The sequence below is a fragment of the Streptomyces sp. NPDC001056 genome, from assembly GCF_053598955.1.
Genome location: NZ_JBSFLI010000039.1, coordinates 34,337 through 51,205, shown reverse-complemented (window position 1 = coordinate 51,205; position 16,869 = coordinate 34,337). Strand labels below are relative to the sequence as shown.

Annotated in this window: 11 protein-coding genes; 2 read left to right on the top strand and 9 right to left on the bottom strand. The window is 73.3% G+C overall.

Translation table 11 applies throughout. From position 1 onward, the window contains the following. The first annotated feature begins 265 nt into the window (after positions 1 to 265). Positions 266 to 1,045, top strand: coding sequence for a transcriptional repressor LexA (gene lexA, locus ACWDD7_RS32275; RefSeq protein WP_285562953.1), 780 nt, complete (start codon positions 266 to 268; stop codon positions 1,043 to 1,045). 108 nt (positions 1,046 to 1,153) lie between these two features. Here lexA and ACWDD7_RS32270 read toward each other — a convergent pair whose 3' ends face one another. The 4 genes from ACWDD7_RS32270 to ACWDD7_RS32255 all read right to left on the bottom strand — a co-directional run bounded on the left by ACWDD7_RS32270 (position 1,154) and on the right by ACWDD7_RS32255 (position 7,602). Then, on the bottom strand, positions 1,154 to 3,130 hold the full coding sequence (locus tag ACWDD7_RS32270) for an ATP-dependent DNA helicase (protein ID WP_450459988.1): 1,977 nt from the start codon (positions 3,128 to 3,130) through the stop codon (positions 1,154 to 1,156). 76 nt (positions 3,131 to 3,206) lie between these two features. Then, a complete protein-coding gene (locus tag ACWDD7_RS32265) occupies positions 3,207 to 3,827 on the bottom strand; it encodes a GNAT family N-acetyltransferase (protein ID WP_450460000.1) in 621 nt (206 codons plus the stop codon). 70 nt (positions 3,828 to 3,897) lie between these two features. Next, the gene (locus ACWDD7_RS32260; protein ID WP_450459987.1) at positions 3,898 to 5,808 is read right to left on the bottom strand and encodes an IucA/IucC family protein; all 1,911 of its coding nucleotides are present in this window, start codon (positions 5,806 to 5,808) and stop codon (positions 3,898 to 3,900) included. Positions 5,809 to 5,970: 162 nt separating this feature from the next. Beyond that, entirely contained in the window at positions 5,971 to 7,602 is a 1,632-nt protein-coding gene (locus ACWDD7_RS32255) for a diaminobutyrate--2-oxoglutarate transaminase family protein (protein WP_450459986.1), read from the bottom strand. Positions 7,603 to 7,908: 306 nt separating this feature from the next. Here ACWDD7_RS32255 and ACWDD7_RS32250 point away from each other — a divergent pair, with 306 nt between their 5' ends. After that, positions 7,909 to 9,138: a trypsin-like serine peptidase gene (locus tag ACWDD7_RS32250; RefSeq protein ID WP_392216798.1), complete on the top strand. Its 1,230-nt coding sequence runs from the start codon at positions 7,909 to 7,911 to the stop codon at positions 9,136 to 9,138. Between the two features lie 79 nt (positions 9,139 to 9,217). Here ACWDD7_RS32250 and hflX read toward each other — a convergent pair whose 3' ends face one another. From hflX to ACWDD7_RS32225, 5 genes are all read right to left on the bottom strand, one after another. Continuing rightward, a complete protein-coding gene (hflX, locus tag ACWDD7_RS32245) occupies positions 9,218 to 10,708 on the bottom strand; it encodes a GTPase HflX (protein ID WP_450459985.1) in 1,491 nt (496 codons plus the stop codon). A gap of 244 nt (positions 10,709 to 10,952) precedes the next feature. After that, a complete protein-coding gene (locus ACWDD7_RS32240; protein ID WP_450459984.1) occupies positions 10,953 to 12,503 on the bottom strand; it encodes a M1 family metallopeptidase in 1,551 nt (516 codons plus the stop codon). A 174-nt stretch (positions 12,504 to 12,677) separates the two neighbouring features. After that, the gene (locus tag ACWDD7_RS32235) at positions 12,678 to 14,882 is read right to left on the bottom strand and encodes a RelA/SpoT family protein (protein ID WP_450459983.1); all 2,205 of its coding nucleotides are present in this window, start codon (positions 14,880 to 14,882) and stop codon (positions 12,678 to 12,680) included. A 283-nt stretch (positions 14,883 to 15,165) separates the two neighbouring features. After that, positions 15,166 to 16,035: a diaminopimelate epimerase gene (dapF, locus tag ACWDD7_RS32230; protein ID WP_450459982.1), complete on the bottom strand. Its 870-nt coding sequence runs from the start codon at positions 16,033 to 16,035 to the stop codon at positions 15,166 to 15,168. Positions 16,036 to 16,193: 158 nt separating this feature from the next. Continuing rightward, positions 16,194 to 16,811, bottom strand: a complete 618-nt coding sequence (locus ACWDD7_RS32225; RefSeq protein ID WP_450459999.1) for a hypothetical protein — start codon at positions 16,809 to 16,811, stop codon at positions 16,194 to 16,196. Positions 16,812 to 16,869 lie beyond the last annotated feature (58 nt).

The window sequence follows — 16,869 nt, the reverse complement described above, 5'->3', positions numbered from 1 at the left end:
TCCGGCGCAGAACGGACCCCTCGTCCCGGCGGACCGGGTCCCGGATGGCAGGATGGGGAAGCGCCCACGAGGTCAGCAACCCCGGCGGGAAAGAGTACAACGTCCCAAGATGAACGCTTTTGCCCGCCAGATGTCGCGTCAGCTATACACCCAAACACGCGATCGCAACAGGTGAAACGCACTTTTTCACTCGAACGTGTGTTTGGCGCAACCTTTCGAAAGCAACTACCGTTGTCCAGCAGGGAGACCATCGAGAGGGGCCGACGTGACCACCACCGCAGACAGTGCCACCATCACCGCCCAGGACCGCTCCCAGGGCCGAGTCGAGCCGGTACACGCGATGAACGAAGCCACGAATCCCGAGGGGCAGCGGCGCTCCCTGCCGGGCCGACCTCCAGGCATCCGGGCGGACAGCTCAGGACTCACCGATCGGCAACGCCGGGTGATCGAGGTCATCAGGGACTCCGTGCAGCGACGCGGATACCCGCCGTCGATGCGGGAGATCGGCCAGGCCGTCGGCCTCTCCAGCACCTCCTCCGTGGCGCACCAGCTGATGGCACTGGAGCGCAAGGGCTTCCTGCGCCGCGACCCGCACCGCCCGCGCGCCTACGAGGTGCGCGGCTCCGACCAGGCCGTGTCGGTGCAGCCCACGGACACCAGCGGCAAGCCCGCCGCGTCGTACGTCCCGCTGGTGGGCCGGATCGCCGCCGGTGGCCCGATCCTCGCGGAGGAGTCCGTCGAGGACGTCTTCCCGCTCCCCCGCCAGCTCGTCGGCGACGGTGAGCTGTTCGTCCTCAAGGTCGTCGGCGACTCCATGATCGAGGCCGCGATCTGCGACGGCGACTGGGTCACCGTCCGCCGCCAGCCGGTCGCGGAGAACGGCGACATCGTGGCCGCCATGCTGGACGGCGAGGCCACGGTGAAGCGCTTCAAGCGCGAGGACGGCCATGTCTGGCTCCTCCCGCACAACGCGGCCTACGAGCCGATCCCCGGCGACGACGCCACCATCCTGGGCAAGGTGGTCGCCGTACTGCGGCGCGTCTGACGCCCGCGGCGAGCGGACCCCGCTCGCTCCCTGACCGGGCCCCGGAACCCCTGCGCCGGTTCCGGGGCCCTGCCCGTTTTCCTCAGGACAGGCTCGGACACCTCCCGCTCACTGGGCCTCCGCCTGCTTCGCCGCCGCGTCGATCGCCGAGAGCGACCTGCGGACCTGGTTGCGGTCCGTGGTGTACCAGAAGTCCGGCAGGGACGCCTTGAGATACCCGCCGTAGCGCGCCGTCGCCAGCCGCTGGTCCAGTACGGCGACCACGCCCCGGTCCCCCGACGCGCGGACGAGACGGCCGGCGCCCTGCGCCATCAGCAGGGCCGCGTGGGTGGCGGCCACCGCCATGAAGCCGTTGCCGCCCGCGTCCTCCACCGCCTTCTGGCGGGCGCTCATCAGCGGGTCGTCGGGGCGCGGGAACGGGATCTTGTCCATGACGACCAGCTGGCAGCTGGGCCCGGGTACGTCCACGCCCTGCCACAGCGACAGCGTGCCGAAGAGACAGGTCTTCGGGTCGGCCGCGAAGTTCTTGATCAGCTCGCCGAGCGTCTCCTCGCCCTGGAGCAGGATGGGGTACTCCGGGATCCGCGAGCGCAGCTCCTCCGCGGCGAGCTGGGCGGCCCGCATGGAGGAGAAGAGCCCGAGGGTACGGCCCCCGGCCGCCTGGATCAGCTCGGTGAGCTCGTCGAGCATGTCGCCGCGCTCGCCGTCCCGCGCGGGGCGGGCCAGATGCTTGGCGACGTACAGGATGCCCTGCTTGCGGTAGTCGAAGGGGGAGCCGACGTCCACGCCCTTCCACTGCGGCAGGTCCTCGCCCTCGACGCCCTCGGGGCCGAGGCCCAGGGAGGCGCCGACGCCGTTGAAGTCGCCGCCCAGCTTGAGGGTCGCCGAGGTGAGGACGACGGCGCGGTCGGCGAACAGCTTCTCCCGGAGCAGTCCCGAGACCGACATGGGGGCGATGCGCAGGGAGGCGCCGAAGCGGTCGTGCCGCTCGTACCAGACCACGTCCCACTCCGAGCCGTTCAGCACCCGCTCCGCCACGTCGTGGACCGCCTCGACGGAGGCCAGGGCCTGCTTGCGGACGGCGTCCTCGTCCTGGACGGACTTGTCGCGGGTGCCACCGATCGCGGAGATGACCGTACGGGAGGCGTCCCGCAGGGTCATCAGGGCGTAGCCGAGGTCCTCCGGGATCTCCTGAAGGCGCCCCGGCAGGGCCAGCTCCATCAGCCGCTCGAAACCCTCGGCGGCGGTCTGGAGCTGGTCGGCCGCCTTCTCGTTGACGAGTTTCGCGGCCCGCCGCACGGCACGGTTGACCTGGCCGGGGGTCAGCTCGCCGGTGGCGACGCCGGTGACCCGGGAGACGAGTTCATGGGCCTCGTCCACGATCAGCACCTCGTGCTGGGGCAGCACCGGGGCGCCCTCGATGGCGTCGATGGCCAGCAGCGCGTGGTTGGTGACGACGACCTCGGCGAGCTTGGCGCGCTCGCGGGCCGCCTCCGCGAAGCACTCGGCGCCGTAAGCGCACTTGGTGGCGCCCAGGCACTCCCGCGAGGACACCGACACCTGCGCCCAGGCGCGGTCCGAGACGCCCGGGGTGAGGTCGTCCCGGTCGCCGGTCTCCGTCTCGTCCGACCAGTCGCGCAGCCGCAGCAGGTCCTGGCCCAGCTTGCTGGTGGGCGCGGCGGCCTCGAACTGGTCGAAGAGGCCGTCCTCCTCGTCCTGCGGCATGCCCTCGTGCAGCCGGTGCAGGCACAGGTAGTTGGAGCGGCCCTTGAGCATGGCGAACTCGGGGCGGCGGCGCAGCAGCGGGTGCAGGGCGTCGACGGTGCGCGGCAGGTCGCGCTCCACCAGCTGGCGCTGGAGGGCGAGGGTGGCCGTCGCGACGACCACCCTCTCCCCGTGCGCGAGCGCGGGCACGAGATAGCCCAGCGACTTTCCGGTGCCGGTGCCGGCCTGGACCAGCAGATGGGATCCGTCGTCGATCGCCTCGGCGACCGACTCGGCCATGGTCACCTGGCCGGGGCGCTCCGTGCCGCCGACCGCGGCGACGGCGGCATGCAGGAGTTCGGGGAGGGAGGGCTTCGTCATAGCCCGACCACCCTACGGCCCGGGACCGACAGACGGAGGCCGTTCACACCCATGGTGAGACTCCGCTCACTCGACGCTACAGCACATCGCGCAGCACCCGGTCCCGGATCATGAGCGCGGCCCGCTTGCCGGGCAGCTCGACCTCGGCCGCGTACCGGAAACCGGCGCCGAGGAACGCGGCGAGGGACGGCGTGTTGCGGTGATCGGGTTCGGCCACGACGCGGGCGCACGCGGGGCGCCGGTCGAGTACGAGGTCGGCCACGGCCCTGAGGAGGGCGGAGCCGAGCCCCCGGCCCCGGTCGCCTGCCGCGCCGAGGAGCAGGTGGATGCCGGTGTCATGGGGCAGCACGGGGTAGTACAGGGCCAGCGGGTCGAGATCGGCCCGGTAGATCTCCCAGTAGCTCATCGGGGTGCCGTCCAGGACGCCGAGGCAGGGCACGCTGCGGCCGTCGCCGTCGAGTTGGGCGCGCAGATGGCCGGCCGTGCGGTGCCGGGGGCCGGCCAGTTCCCAGAACTCGGCGACGGCGGGGTCGTTCATCCAGCGGTGCAGGAGCGGCAGGTCCCGGTCGATGCGGACGGGCGTCAACCGGAAGGTGCCGACGGGGGTTCGCGCCGGGCCCCAGGCGTGGAGGCCGTCGAGGAGGTCGTCACCGGGGCCGTCGGTGAACTCGGCGGCCCTGTCGGTGAAGAGGTCCAGGAACTCGGTGGGGGCGGTGCGCACGTCGGTGGGCGGCACGGCGGGTTCCTCTCCGCGCTGGGAATGGGCCTTACGGGTGAAGGGGGTTGGCGATGGTGACGTACACGGACTGGGTGTCGACCGGGCCGACGAGTTCGTCCAGCCCGTGCAGCCGGGTCAGCAGGTTGGCCTTGCAGCGCAGGACGGGCGAGTCGAGCAGCCGGGCGGGCAGGGGGGTGCGCGGGGCCGCGGGGCCGGTGGCGAGGCCGGTGAGGAAGCGGCGGAACGCGGCGAGGAGCAGCCGCTCGTCGGCGAGGTGCTGGGAGCCGAGGGCGCCGATCAGGCCGAAGACGTTGTTGACGGCGAGGTAGTAGGCGAAGCGTTCGTCGGTGACCTCGTCGGAGACGAAGGTGTCGCTGTGCTCGCCGATGCCGGGCAGCCGGGCGTCGAGTTCGGCGCGGCGGGAGGCGCGGAAGTAGTAGCCCTGGTTGTCGCGGTAACGGCCACCCGCGGGCCAGCCGTCCCGGTCGAGCAGGACGAGGGTGTTCTGCTGGTGGGCTTCGAGGGCGATGCCCGCCTCGGCGTCCAGCCAGAGAACGGGGCGGACGACCTGCTCCAGGTAGCGCAGGAACCATTCCGTGGCGACGGCGGGCAGGGGGCGACCGGTGCGGGTGGCGAGGCGGCCGAGGAGGTGGGAGAGCCGGGACCGCGTGGGCGGGACGGGACCGGCGGGGTGGGTGCCGGGGGTGGGCCCGGGACCGGGGACGGGGGCGACTTCGGCGAGTGGCCGGGGCGAGACCAGTCCGGCGAGGCAGGCGGCGGCGTCGGCCGGGGTGAAGGGGTTGTGCCGGATCACGACGTCGAGTCCGGGCAGCGGCAGACCGTCGGGGTCGTCCACGGCGAGCCATGCCGGGTCGCGCACGAGGTCGAAGCCGGGGTGGGCGGCCTGCCACTGCCTGAACAGTCCCGCGCGCAGCAGCCGGTGCACCTCGACCCCGCGCCGCAGTTCCTTGCGCAGGTTCTCCCGGCGGGAGTTGGTGATCCGCAGGCCGAGCGACAGCTTGAGCATGGCGGGGGCGCCGGAGCGGTACACGGTGCGCACGGAGGAGGTGGGGTGCCAGGCGGGGCCGTGCGGGCCGAGGTCCCGGAGGAGTCCCGCGTCGAGCAGCGCGGCGACGGGGGCGCGGTGGCGTACCTCGCGGGCCTGCCAGGGGTGCAGCGGGAGCGCGGTGTATCCGTCGGGCAGGGGCAGGGAGGTGCCGGCGAGATGCCGGGCGAGGCGGTCGGCGGGGACGAGGCGGCCGCGCTCGGTCCAGGCCGAGTCGGTGGCGATCAGGGCGGGGGCCACGGCCATCCAGTGCAGCGGGAAGGAGCCGCGCGACTCCGGTGAGTAGCGGGGGGTTTCCGCCTCGGTCAGGCCCTCGCGGCTCTTGGGGGTGGGGTGCAGGGGGTGGCCGAGGAGAAGGGCCTGTTCGGTGCCGAGGAAGAGGTCGGGGTGGTCGGCGGGGTGTGCGCGCCGGTCGCGGATGAAGGTGGCGGTGCGCCGGAGGGAGTCGGCCACCCTCGCCACGAGGTCCCCCTCGTCGCCCGCGCTCTCCCTGGTGAGCAGCGCGGCGAGGGTGGCGGCGTCCACGGCCGGTGCGGAGTCGGGCGCGTCGGCGAACCGGGGAGGCCCGAAGCGGTGCCAGCCGGTCGGGGACCAGTACCGGACCGGCGCGAGCAGGCACGTGCCGCTGGCGGGCAGCGCGATGCGCAGGGTGCCGGTCGTCGGAGCACGCAGCCCGGTCTCCCGTACCCAGCAGCGCAACAGGTTCTCCACGGCGGCGGCCTGCGCCGCGACCCCGGCGTCGGGGTCGTCCAGCGGCTCGGCCCCGGGCTCGGTCCGCCGGGTCGGGTCCGCGACCCGCCTGCGCTGCTGCGGTACCGCCTCGACGAACGGGGCCCCGGCCCCGTGTTCGTCGGGACCGCCGGAACGGCCGTCGGGGGTGGGGGTGGTGTTCAAGACGGCTCCTCGGGGGGTGCGGGGCGGGTCAGCGGGGGCCTGAGGCCGGCGGTGTCGAGGGAACGGGCGGTCGCTTGTGCGTGGGAGAGGTCTTCGTGCCGGCCGCTCGCCCGTCCCGGCGGCCCCGGCGGTGGGGCCGGGCGGGTGCGGCGGCCGTGCCGGTCAGAGCGGGTCCTGATCGTGTCCACGTGCCGCGTGCGGCCCCCGCGTCCCGTCCTCCCGGGCCACCGCCCCCACCGCGTCGGTCAGCCGGTCCACCACGGCCGCCGCCTGCTCGTCGCTGATCGTCAGCGGCGGCAGCAGCCGGACCACCGAGGAGTGCCGACCGCCGAGTTCCACGATGAGCCCCCGCCGCAGGCACTCGCGCTGGACGGCCCGCGCGAGTTCGGGGGCGGCGGGGCGGGGAGCGGGTACGGGGTACGGGCCGGACGGCACCCGGCGCGCGTCGTCCGCGGCGGAACCCCCGGCGGTACGAGCCGCACCGGGGCCAGGGCCGGCAGGCACCCCGCCGAGCAGTGACGCCACGTCCGGGCGATCGCCGGCGGGCTCTTCACCGGGCCGCCCCACACCCGCGCCGCGGCCCGCGGGCCGCCCGTCGGCCGCCGCCTCGGGGACCCGGGCGCCCGGTCTCCCGCCCACCGGCCCGGCCCTCTCCGGCCGCACCATCTCCACCCCGATCATCAACCCCCGCCCCCGCACCTCCCCGACACACGCCAATCCCCCCAGGTCAGCCCGTAGTTGCCCCGTCATCCGCGCACCGAGCCGGCCCGCCCGTTCCGCCAGCCCGTTCTCCCGGACGAACGCCAGCGTCGCCGTGCCCGCCGCCATCGCCAGCTGGTTGCCGCGGAACGTGCCCGCGTGCGCGCCCGGTTGCCACAGGTCGAGGTCGTCGCGGTAGACGATGACGGCCAGGGGCAGGCTGCCGCCGATGGCCTTGGAGAGGACCATGACGTCGGGGGTGATGCCGCTGTGGTCGACGGCCCAGAAGGCGCCGGTGCGACCGACCCCGGTCTGGATCTCGTCGGCGATCAGCGGGATGGAGCGGTCCGCGGTGAGACGGCGCATCCGGCGCAGCCAGTCGTCCGGGGCCGGGAGCACCCCGCCCTCGCCCTGGACCGGTTCGAGGATCATCCCGGCGGGCAGCGGGACGCCCGACTTGGGGTCGTCGAGGAGGGATTCGGTCCAGCGCGCGGCGAGTTCGGCGCCGTGGGGACCGCCGACGCCGAAGGGGCAGCGGTAGTCCTGCGGATAGGGCAGCCGGGCCACCTGGACCTCGGGCGCGCCGCCGGAGACGGCCAGCGCGCCCGCGGTCATGCCGTGGTAGGCCCCGGTGAAGGCGAGGAATCCGGGGCGCCCCGTCGCGGCCCGGACCAGCTTGAGCGCGGCCTCGACCGCGTCCGTCCCGGCCGGCCCGCAGAACTGCACCCGTGCCCGCCCGGCGAGCCCCGGCGGGAGGGTCTGGAACAACTCGGTGATGAACGCGTCCTTGACCGGCGTCGCGAGGTCCAGGACCGACAACGGCGCGCCCGAGTCGAGGACTTGGCGGACCGCCTCCAGCACCACCGGATGGTTGTGGCCGAGCGCGAGCGTGCCCGCGCCGGAGAGGCAGTCCAGGTAGCGGCGGCCGTCCGCGCCCTCGATGGTCAGCCCGCGCGCCCGCACGGGCACGATGGGCAGGGCCCGTGCGTAGGTGCGCGCCGAGGACTCGCGCGCCGACTGGCGCCGCAGGATCCCCTCGTGCGCGGCACCCGCCGGCCCGTGCGCTTCTTCCGCCAACGACTCGGTCACGGCCACGGCTGGCTGTCCTCCCGCTGTAGACAGGCGAGTTGATCCACGGGGACCAGGGCAGGCAGCGGGCCCCCCGCCCCCTACAACCGCTCACCACACGGCGGGGTCACGGCCTGGCCCCGGATCGATGTGGCGGACCGGACACCGCTCGTAGCGAAACCGTTGCCGTTCAGGCGGAAGTCCCGCTCGCCGACCGCATAGGGTGTGATGCCGTTCCCAAAGGTCATGGGACCGGCCCGAACTCTCCGTGGGAGGGCGGCCGATGCCATGGCCGCGCGCCGAAGTTCCGTCACCACACGGGGAGTCAAGAACATGCGATCCATACGGCCGTCGTCCACCAGCCGGCGGGAAAGGGGCGCCCGCACCCGCCGCGCCTCGACCTCGCTGGCGGCGGTCGCCCTCGCCTCGGCGCTGGCGCTGACCGCCACCGCCTGCGGCGGCGACGACCAAGCCGACGGCAACCCGTCCGCCTCCGCCGCCGCGGCCGGCACCGGCGACGGAAAGATCAAGATCCCGGACGACCTGCGGCAGAAGCTGAAGGAACACGGGATCGACATCGACAAGTGGAAGAACGGCGCCTGGAAGGACTGGAACCGCAAGGACTGGCTGCGCGAGGCCAACGACTTCATCAACCCGATCATCAAGGGCCTGTGGGACCCGAACCGGATGCGGCACGCGGGCGACCCCGACAAGGGCGTCGACGACAACGACATCTCCGGTGACCAGGGCGTGACCGACCCGACGCCGCAGCCGGTGAAGGCGCGGCAGGTCGCGGCGCCGTACCACGCCAACGCGGCCACCTCGGGCAAGGTGTTCTTCGACTCCCCCGAGGGCCACATGGTCTGCTCGGGCACGGTCGTGGAGGACCCCGCGCACCCCGGCAAGTCCAACCTCGTGTGGACGGCGGGCCACTGTGTGCACGCGGGCAAGAGCGGCGGCTGGTACCGCAACCTCGCCTTCGTGCCGTCGTACAACAACGCGGCCAAGTCGGTCGACCAGCTGCAGAACGCCACCCGGGAGCAGATCGCGCCGTACGGCGTCTGGTGGGCGGACGCGGCGCAGACCTCCCAGCAGTGGATCGACAAGGGCGGCGAGACCGGCGGCGACGGCGCCCCGTACGACTTCGCGGTCATCCATGTGACGCCGGAGCAGGGCAACGGCGGCAAGTCGCTGGAGGAGACCGTCGGCGGAGCGCTGCCGGTGGACTTCGACGCGCCGGCCGTGCCGAAGGTGCAGCACATGACGGCCTCGGGCTACCCGGCGGCGCCGCCGTACGACGGCCAGCTGCTGTACCAGTGCCAGGACAAGCCGGGCCGGCTCTCGCTCAACCAGGACGACCCGACGATGTACCGGATCGGCTGCACCATGACCGGTGGCGCGTCCGGCGGCGGCTGGGTGGAGACCGGCTCGGACGGCAAGCCCGCGCTGGTGTCCAACACCTCGATCGGCCCGGTGACGTCCGGCTGGCTGGCGGGTCCCCGCTTCGGTGACGTGGCCAAGGGCGTGTACAAGTCCGTGAGCGACAAGTTCGCCGGGCAGTGACCGGCTGAGCCGCGCACGGCGTCACGGCGAAGGCCCGCCGCCCCTCGGGGCGGCGGGCCTTCGTGCGTGCTGCCGTGGGTCAGGCCGCGGAGACCGGCGTGTACGGCGCGAGGTCCGCCGCCAGCTCCTCGTGCACCCGGGCCTTGAGCAGGGTGCCCTCCGCGGTGTGCTCCTCGGAGATCACCTCGCCCTCGGTGTGGGCGCGGGCCACGAGCTTGCCGTGGGTGTACGGCACCAGCGCCTCGACCTCGACCGAGGGGCGGGGCAGCTCCTCGTCGATGAGCGCGAGCAGCTCGGCGATGCCCTGGCCGGTGCGGGCCGAGACCGCGATGGAGCGCTTCTCGACGCGCAGCAGCCGCTGGAGGACCAGCGGGTCGGCCGCGTCCGCCTTGTTGATCACGACGATCTCGGGCACGTCGGTGGCGCCGACGTCCCGGATGACCTCGCGCACGGCGGCGAGCTGCTCCTCGGGGACCGGGTGCGAGCCGTCCACCACGTGCAGGATCAGGTCGGAGTCGCCGACCTCCTCCATGGTGGAGCGGAACGCCTCGACCAGGTGGTGGGGCAGGTGCCGGACGAAGCCGACGGTGTCCGCGAGCGTGTACAGGCGGCCGCTCGGGGTCTCCGCGCGGCGCACGGTCGGGTCCAGGGTCGCGAACAGCGCGTTCTCGACCAGGACGCCCGCGCCGGTGAGCCGGTTGAGCAGGGAGGACTTGCCGGCGTTGGTGTAGCCCGCGATGGCGACCGAGGGCACCTTGTTGCGTCGGCGCTCCTGGCGCTTGATCTCGCGGCCGGTCTTCATCTCCGCGATCTCCCGGCGCATCTTCGCCATCTTCTCGCGGATCCGCCGCCGGTCCGTCTCGATCTTGGTCTCACCGGGGCCACGGGTGGCGAGGCCGCCGCGGCCACCACCCATCTGCCGGGACAGCGACTGGCCCCAGCCGCGCAGCCTCGGCAGCATGTACTGCATCTGCGCGAGCGCGACCTGCGCCTTGCCCTCCCGGGACTTGGCGTGCTGGGCGAAGATGTCCAGGATCAGGGCGGTGCGGTCGATGACCTTGACCTTGACGACGTCCTCCAGCTGGATCAGCTGGCCGGGGCTCAGTTCACCGTCGCAGATGACGGTGTCCGCGCCCGTTTCGAGGACGATGTCGCGCAGCTCCAGGGCCTTGCCGGAGCCGATGTAGGTGGCCGCGTCGGGCTTGTCGCGGCGCTGGATGACGCCGTCGAGCACGAGCGCGCCCGCCGTCTCCGCGAGGGCGGCCAGCTCCGCGAGGGAGTTGTCGGCGTCCTGCGCGGTGCCGGTGGTCCATACGCCGACGAGCACGACCCGCTCCAGGCGGAGCTGTCGGTACTCGACCTCGGTGACGTCCTCCAGCTCGGTGGACAGACCCGCCACGCGGCGCAGGGCCGCGCGCTCGGAGCGGTCGAACTGGTCGCCGTCCCGCTCTCCGTCGATCTCGTGGCTCCAGGCGACGTCCTCTTCCATCAGGGCATCGGCCCGAAGACCCTCGGGGTAGGCGTGCGCCATGCGCTTGGCGTCCTGGGAAGGGGAAGAAGAGGAGGTCATTGGATCCTTACGTCGATGGGTGTGCCGTGGCGGCGTCGGTACGGCGGCCCGGCAGGCCGCTCGTGATGGTCAACGCTCGGGTACCCCGGGAGATTCCCGTGTCCCGCGCGGCGCCGACCCGACGATGGTCGCACGAGGCGGCGCGTCCCGTCACCGTGTTATCACGGGGCCCGAGACGGCGGTCACCGAGGGCCGGGGCGGCGCCGGGACCGCGGAGTCCCGGCGCCCGGCGCCGCCCGCCGCCTCATCTGCGGGCCGGCCGCTTGGCCGCCTTCCCCTCCTTCTGGGGCGGGACCGCCGGCTTCCAGTCCGGGTGTCCCGGCATCGGCGGGGTCTTCGCGTCGTACAGCCAGGCGTGCAGGAAGCCGGCGAGGTCACGGCCGGCGACCTGCGAGGCCAGGTTGATGAAGTCGCTGGTGGAGGCGTTGGCGTCGCGGTGGTCGCGGACCCAGATCCGCTCCAGGCGCTCGAAGGCCGGGCGGCCGACCTCCTGCCGCAGGGCGTAGAGGGCGAGGGCCGCGCCGTCGTAGACACTGGGCCGGAAGATGCTGATCTTCTGGCCGGGCTCGGGCTCCTTGGGCCGGGCGGGCGGACCGCCGGAGGCGCGCCAGCCGTCGGAGGCGCGGTAGGCGGCCTTCATCCGGTCGATCATGGGCTGGTGGCCCTTCTCCTCCGCGTACAGGGCCTCGTACCAGGTCGCGTGCCCCTCGTTCAGCCATACGTCGGACCAGGAAGCGGGGCTGACGCTGTCGCCGAACCACTGGTGGGCCAGCTCGTGCACCATGATCGACTCGACGTACCACTTGGGGTAGGCGGACTCGGTGAACAGGTTCTTCTCGAAGAGGGAGAGGGTCTGTGTCTCCAGTTCGAAACCGGTGGTGGCGTTCGCCATGAGCACGCCGTACGTCTCGAACGGGTACGGACCGACCTTGCCCTCCATCCAGGTGATCTGGTCGGGCGTCCTGGCGAGCCAGGGTTCGAGGGTCTTGCGGTCGGCGCTGGGCACGACGTCGCGCAGGGGCAGTCCGTGGGGGCCCTGGCGGCGCGGCACGGCGGAGCGGCCGATGGACACCTGGGCCAGTTCGGTGGCCATGGGGTGCTGGGTGCGGTAGGTCCAGGTGGTGTTGCCGCCGACCCGCTCGGAGCCGGTGGGCAGGCCGTTGGCGACCACGGTGTAGGCGTTCGGGGCGGTGACCCGGAAGGTGAACATCGCCTTGTCGGACGGGTGGTCGTTGCACGGGAAGACCAGGTGGGCGGCGTCGGCCTGGTTCGCCATGACGAGGCCGTCGGTGGTGGGCACCCAGCCGCCGTCGCCCTTGTGGTCCTCGCCGGGCCTCGGGTCACTGGTGTGCCGCACGGTGATCCGGATCCAGTCGCCCCGGCGCAGCGGCTGCACGGGGGTGACCACCAGGTCCTCCCCGGCGCCGGCGAAGTCCGCGGGCACGCCGTCGACCTTGACGGAGCGGACGGTTCCGTGCGCGAAGTCCAGGTTGAGGCGGTCCAGGTCGGCGGTGGCCCAGGCGTCGATGGTGGTGACGGCCTCCAGCGGCTTGTCGTTGGCGCCCGGATAGGTGAGGTCCAGGTCGTACGACGCGACGTCGTAGCCGGGGTTGCCGAGCGTCGGGTAGAGCCGGTCGCCGACGCCGAGCGGCACGGGCGGGGCGGCGGCGCCGAGCAGGCACAGGGAGCAGAGGGAGGCGGCGGAGGCGAGGAGGACGGCCTTGCGGCGGTTGCGGGCCGCCCGGCGCCGGGGGGCAGGGCCCGAGGTGGCCCGGTAACGGGGGTTGAGCAGCATGGACCACCGCTACCAGCGCCCGCACGCCCCGCGGCGGCGACGCGCACCCGACCCACCCGAACGGGTCGCCCGCTGCGGGGTTCGGAGGGCGCCGCCCGCTCAAGGGCGCGACTCACGTCGTACACACGCTCCATACCGCGCCGGCGCCGCCCAGGCCCCCCGCGGCTCCGGGGTTCAGGGGGACGGGGCCTGGTGTCGGGCGCGGCTCACGTCGTAGACGCCCGGTACGTCCCGCATGGCGCGCATGAGGGCCGGCAGGTCCGCGGCGTCGGGGAGTTGGAGGGTGTAGGTGTGGCGCACCCGCTGCTCGCTCGGCGGCTCCACCGTGGCGGAGACGATGTCGCCGCCCGCGAGGGCGATCGCCTCGGTGAGATCGGCGAGCAGACCGCGGCGGCCGAACGATTCGGCGACCAGGGTGACCCGGCACGCGGTGGTGTCCCCCCAGTGCACCCCGATCTCCGCACGCCCCCTGCTCTTCATGTGCGCCACCGCCGCGCACTCCAGGCGGTGCACGGTCACCACTCCCCCGCGCACCGGGAAGCCGGTGATCTCGTCGGGCGGCACGGGCGTACAGCATCCGGCGAGGCGCACGGCGGCACCGGGGCGGTCGGTGCGGACGTCGGCGCCCTGGGTGCGCCCCCCGGGGCCGGCCGCGGCGGCGCGCCGTTCGGGGAAGTCGGCGTCGGCGCGATAGCCGGCCGGTTGCTCGGCCGGGGCGCCCCCGCCGGGGTGCGTGGCCAGCCAGCGCTGGATGGCGATGCGGGCGGCGGGGGTGTGGGCGTGCTCCAGCCACTCGCGGGAGGGCTCGGAGGCGGGGTCCTGGCCCATGAGGAGTTCGACGGTGTCGCCGTCCTTCAGGACCGTGCTCAGCGTGGCCAGGCGGCCGTTGACGCGGGCCCCGAGGCAGGCGTGCGCGTCCTCGCCGTACTGCCCGTACGCGGCGTCCACGCAGGTGGCGCCCTCGGGCAGGCCCAGGGTGCCGCCGTCGGGGCGGAAGACGGTGATCTCACGGTCCTGGGCGAGGTCCTCGCGCAGGGTGGACCAGAAGGTGTCGGGGTCGGGCGCGGCCTGCTGCCACTCCAGGAGCCGGGACAGCCAGCCGGGGCGCGTGGGGTCGGCGCGCTCGCCGTCGGCGGGGTCGTCGGCACCGGAGGCGTCGGCGGCGTACGGATTGCCCAGCGCGATGACGCCGGCCTCGGCGACCTTGTGCATCTGGTGGGTGCGGATGAGGACTTCGACGGTCTGTCCGTCCGCGGGGGTCCCCCCGGGCGAGCCGTTTCGAGTCCGGGGGAGGGCGACGGCGGTGTGCAACGACTGGTACAGGTTGAACTTCGGTACGGCGATGAAGTCCTTGAACTCCGAGACCACCGGCGTCATACAGGTGTGCAGCTCGCCCAGTACGCCGTAACAGTCGGCGTCCTCGGCCACCAGCACCAGGAGCCGGCCGAAGTCGGTGCCGCGCAACCGTCCTCGCTTACGGGCCACTCGGTGCACGGAGACGAAGTGGCGTGGGCGGATGAGGACTTCGGCGGACAGACCGGCCTCGCGCAGCACCGCGCGCATCTCCTCGGCGACCACGGCGAGCGGGTCCTCGGCGCGGGCGGCGTTCTCCGCGATGAGTTCCCTGGTGTGCTCGTACTCCTCGGGGTGGAGGATGGCGAAGACCAGGTCCTCCAGTTCGGTCTTCAGGGCCTGTACACCGAGGCGTTCGGCCAGCGGGATCAGGACGTCACGCGTGACACCCGCGATCCGCGCCTGTTTCTCCGGGCGCATCACACCGAGGGTGCGCATGTTGTGCAGCCGGTCGGCGAGTTTGATCGACATCACCCGCACGTCGCTGCCGGTGGCGACCAGCATCTTGCGGAAGGTCTCGGGCTCGGCGGCGGCCCCGTAGTCGACCTTCTCCAGCTTGGTGACGCCGTCGACCAGGTAGCGGACCTCCTCGCCGAACTGCTCGCGCACCTGGTCCAGCGTCACCTCGGTGTCCTCGACGGTGTCGTGCAGCAGCGAGGCCGTCAGCGTCGTGGTCTCGGCGCCGAGTTCGGCGAGGATGAGGGTCACGGCGAGCGGGTGGGTGATGTACGGCTCGCCGCTCTTGCGTGTCTGGCCGCGGTGCGAGGACTCGGCCAGGACGTAGGCGCGGCGCAGGGGTTCGAGGTCGGCGTCGGGATGGTGGGCGCGGTGCGCCTCCACCACGTGGCCGATCGCGTCGGGCAGTCTGTCCCGGGCGGCGGAACCGAGCAGCGCGGCCCGGCCGAGCCGGCGCAGATCGATCCTGGGCCGGGACTTCCGGCGCACCGTCGCGGGTGCCGCGGCGGCCGTCGCCGCCGCGGGCACTACCGGGACCGGGGTCGGGGGGTTCGTGGCCTCCGCACTCATGGGCACCTCCGGCTCGTGGACCGGCGGACGGATCCCCAGGGCATGCGCGGCTCAGGGATGCCGACGCTCCCCCGTCCGTGCCGGTGCTTGATGCTATCGAGCCCACCACGTGCGACCGACCGCCTCTCGCCGAGCGTGAAACGGATCACCCATTCGAGCGACGAAAAGGAGGTTTAAGTTTTGCGCCACCTGCCCTGGGGTCGCCCGTGGATTCGATCGGACCCGGCGCCCGGGAACCACTGCTCCGGGCGCCCGAGGCCGCCCTGAGGGCGGTTTCGGCAGGTCAGCGAAGCGCGTTTTCCAGCCACTCGCCGTCGATCTCGCCCTCGGCGACGATCACCGCGGGGCCGGTCATCTCGATCTGGCCGTCCGGCCGTTCGGTGATGACCAGGCGCCCGCCGGGCACGTCCACGGTGTACGTCGCGAGGGTGCCGGTGACGGCCGGGTCCGCGCCGTCGCGACGCGCGGTGGCCACGGCGACGGCACAGGCACCGGTGCCGCAGGAGCGGGTCTCGCCGGAGCCGCGCTCGTGCACGCGCATCGCGACATGGCGGGGGCCGCGGTCCACGACGAACTCGACGTTGACCCCCTCCGGGTAGGCGCTCTCGGGGCTGACCGGCGGCGGGGTGTACAGGTCGCCGGCGTGCGCGAGGTCGGTCACGAAGGCGATCGCGTGCGGGTTGCCCATGTTGACGTTCCGCGCGGGCCAGCTGCGCTCGCCGACGCGCACCGTGACGTCCCCCTCGGGGAGGCGGGCGCTGCCCATACCGACGGTCACGTCCCCGTCCTTGGCGATGTGGACGCTCTTCACGCCGCCGCGGGTGGCGATCGCGAGGTCGCCCTCGGCGGCATGGCCGGCGTGCTGGAGGTAGCGGGCGAAGACCCGGACGCCGTTGCCGCACATCTCCGCGATCGAGCCGTCGCTGTTGCGGTAGTCCATGAACCACTCGGCCTCGTCGGCCATCCGCCGCGCCTCGGGGTGCGCGGCCGAACGCACCACGTGCAGCACGCCGTCGCCGCCGATGCCGGCCCGGCGGTCGCACAGGGCGGCCACGGCGGCCGGGGACAGCTCGATGGCGTTGTCGGGGTCCGGGACGATCACGAAGTCGTTCTCGGTGCCGTGACCCTTGAGGAAGGCGATCCGCGTGCTCATTCCTCGATCGTACGGGGTGGGTGCGGCGGAGGTTCCACGACGGCTTCCGCGGGCCCAGGGGGCAGTCCCGCGACGGCTTCGGCGCCCGGCCGGAGCCCGCGGTCGGGCGTCGGCCGTCAGCCGTCAGCCGTCAGCCGTCAGCCGTCAGCCGTCAGCCGTCAGCGCAGCCTGGCCACGCGCCAGACGGCGAGTACGGCCACCACGGCGACCAGCAGCGCGTAGCCGAGGACGACGCGCCAGTCGGGACGGCGGCCGGAGCCGCGCGGGGGCAGGCCCGGCCAGGTGTAGCCCACCCGGCGGGCGGCCATCATGCCCCAGCCGGCGGCGCAGCAGCAGATCAGCAGGCCGAGCATGGCGATGACCGCGCCGCTGTCGCCGTCGAAGGCGAGCGGGAAGGCGAACATCAGGGAGCCGAGGGCGGACAGGCCCACGATGGGCGCGAGCTGCCAGATGCGCAGCCGGCGCTGTGGCCGCAGCTCGACCTCGACCTCGGGGCCGCCGGAGTACATCTCCTCCGGCGTCGGGCCGTCGGCGGTCACGCCGTCCGTGGTCTCGTCGGGCCCGTCGTCGGTGAGACGGTCCTCGGCCTCGGCCTCGATGTCGGCCAGGGACTGCCCGACATCGGCGAGCGGATAATCGCTTCCGGCCGAGCGGCGTTCCTCCTCGCCCAGCCGGTCCTCGCCCTCGCTCCGTAGGTCCTCGTCCCGGTCCGGTCGGTCACCCTCGGTGGTGACGTGCTCGGCACCCGGTGCGGTGTCGCGAGGGCCGGCCTCCATCGCCACGCGCCCTCCCAACTAGGACTCCACTTGGTCGATCGAAGCTCGATGATGGCAC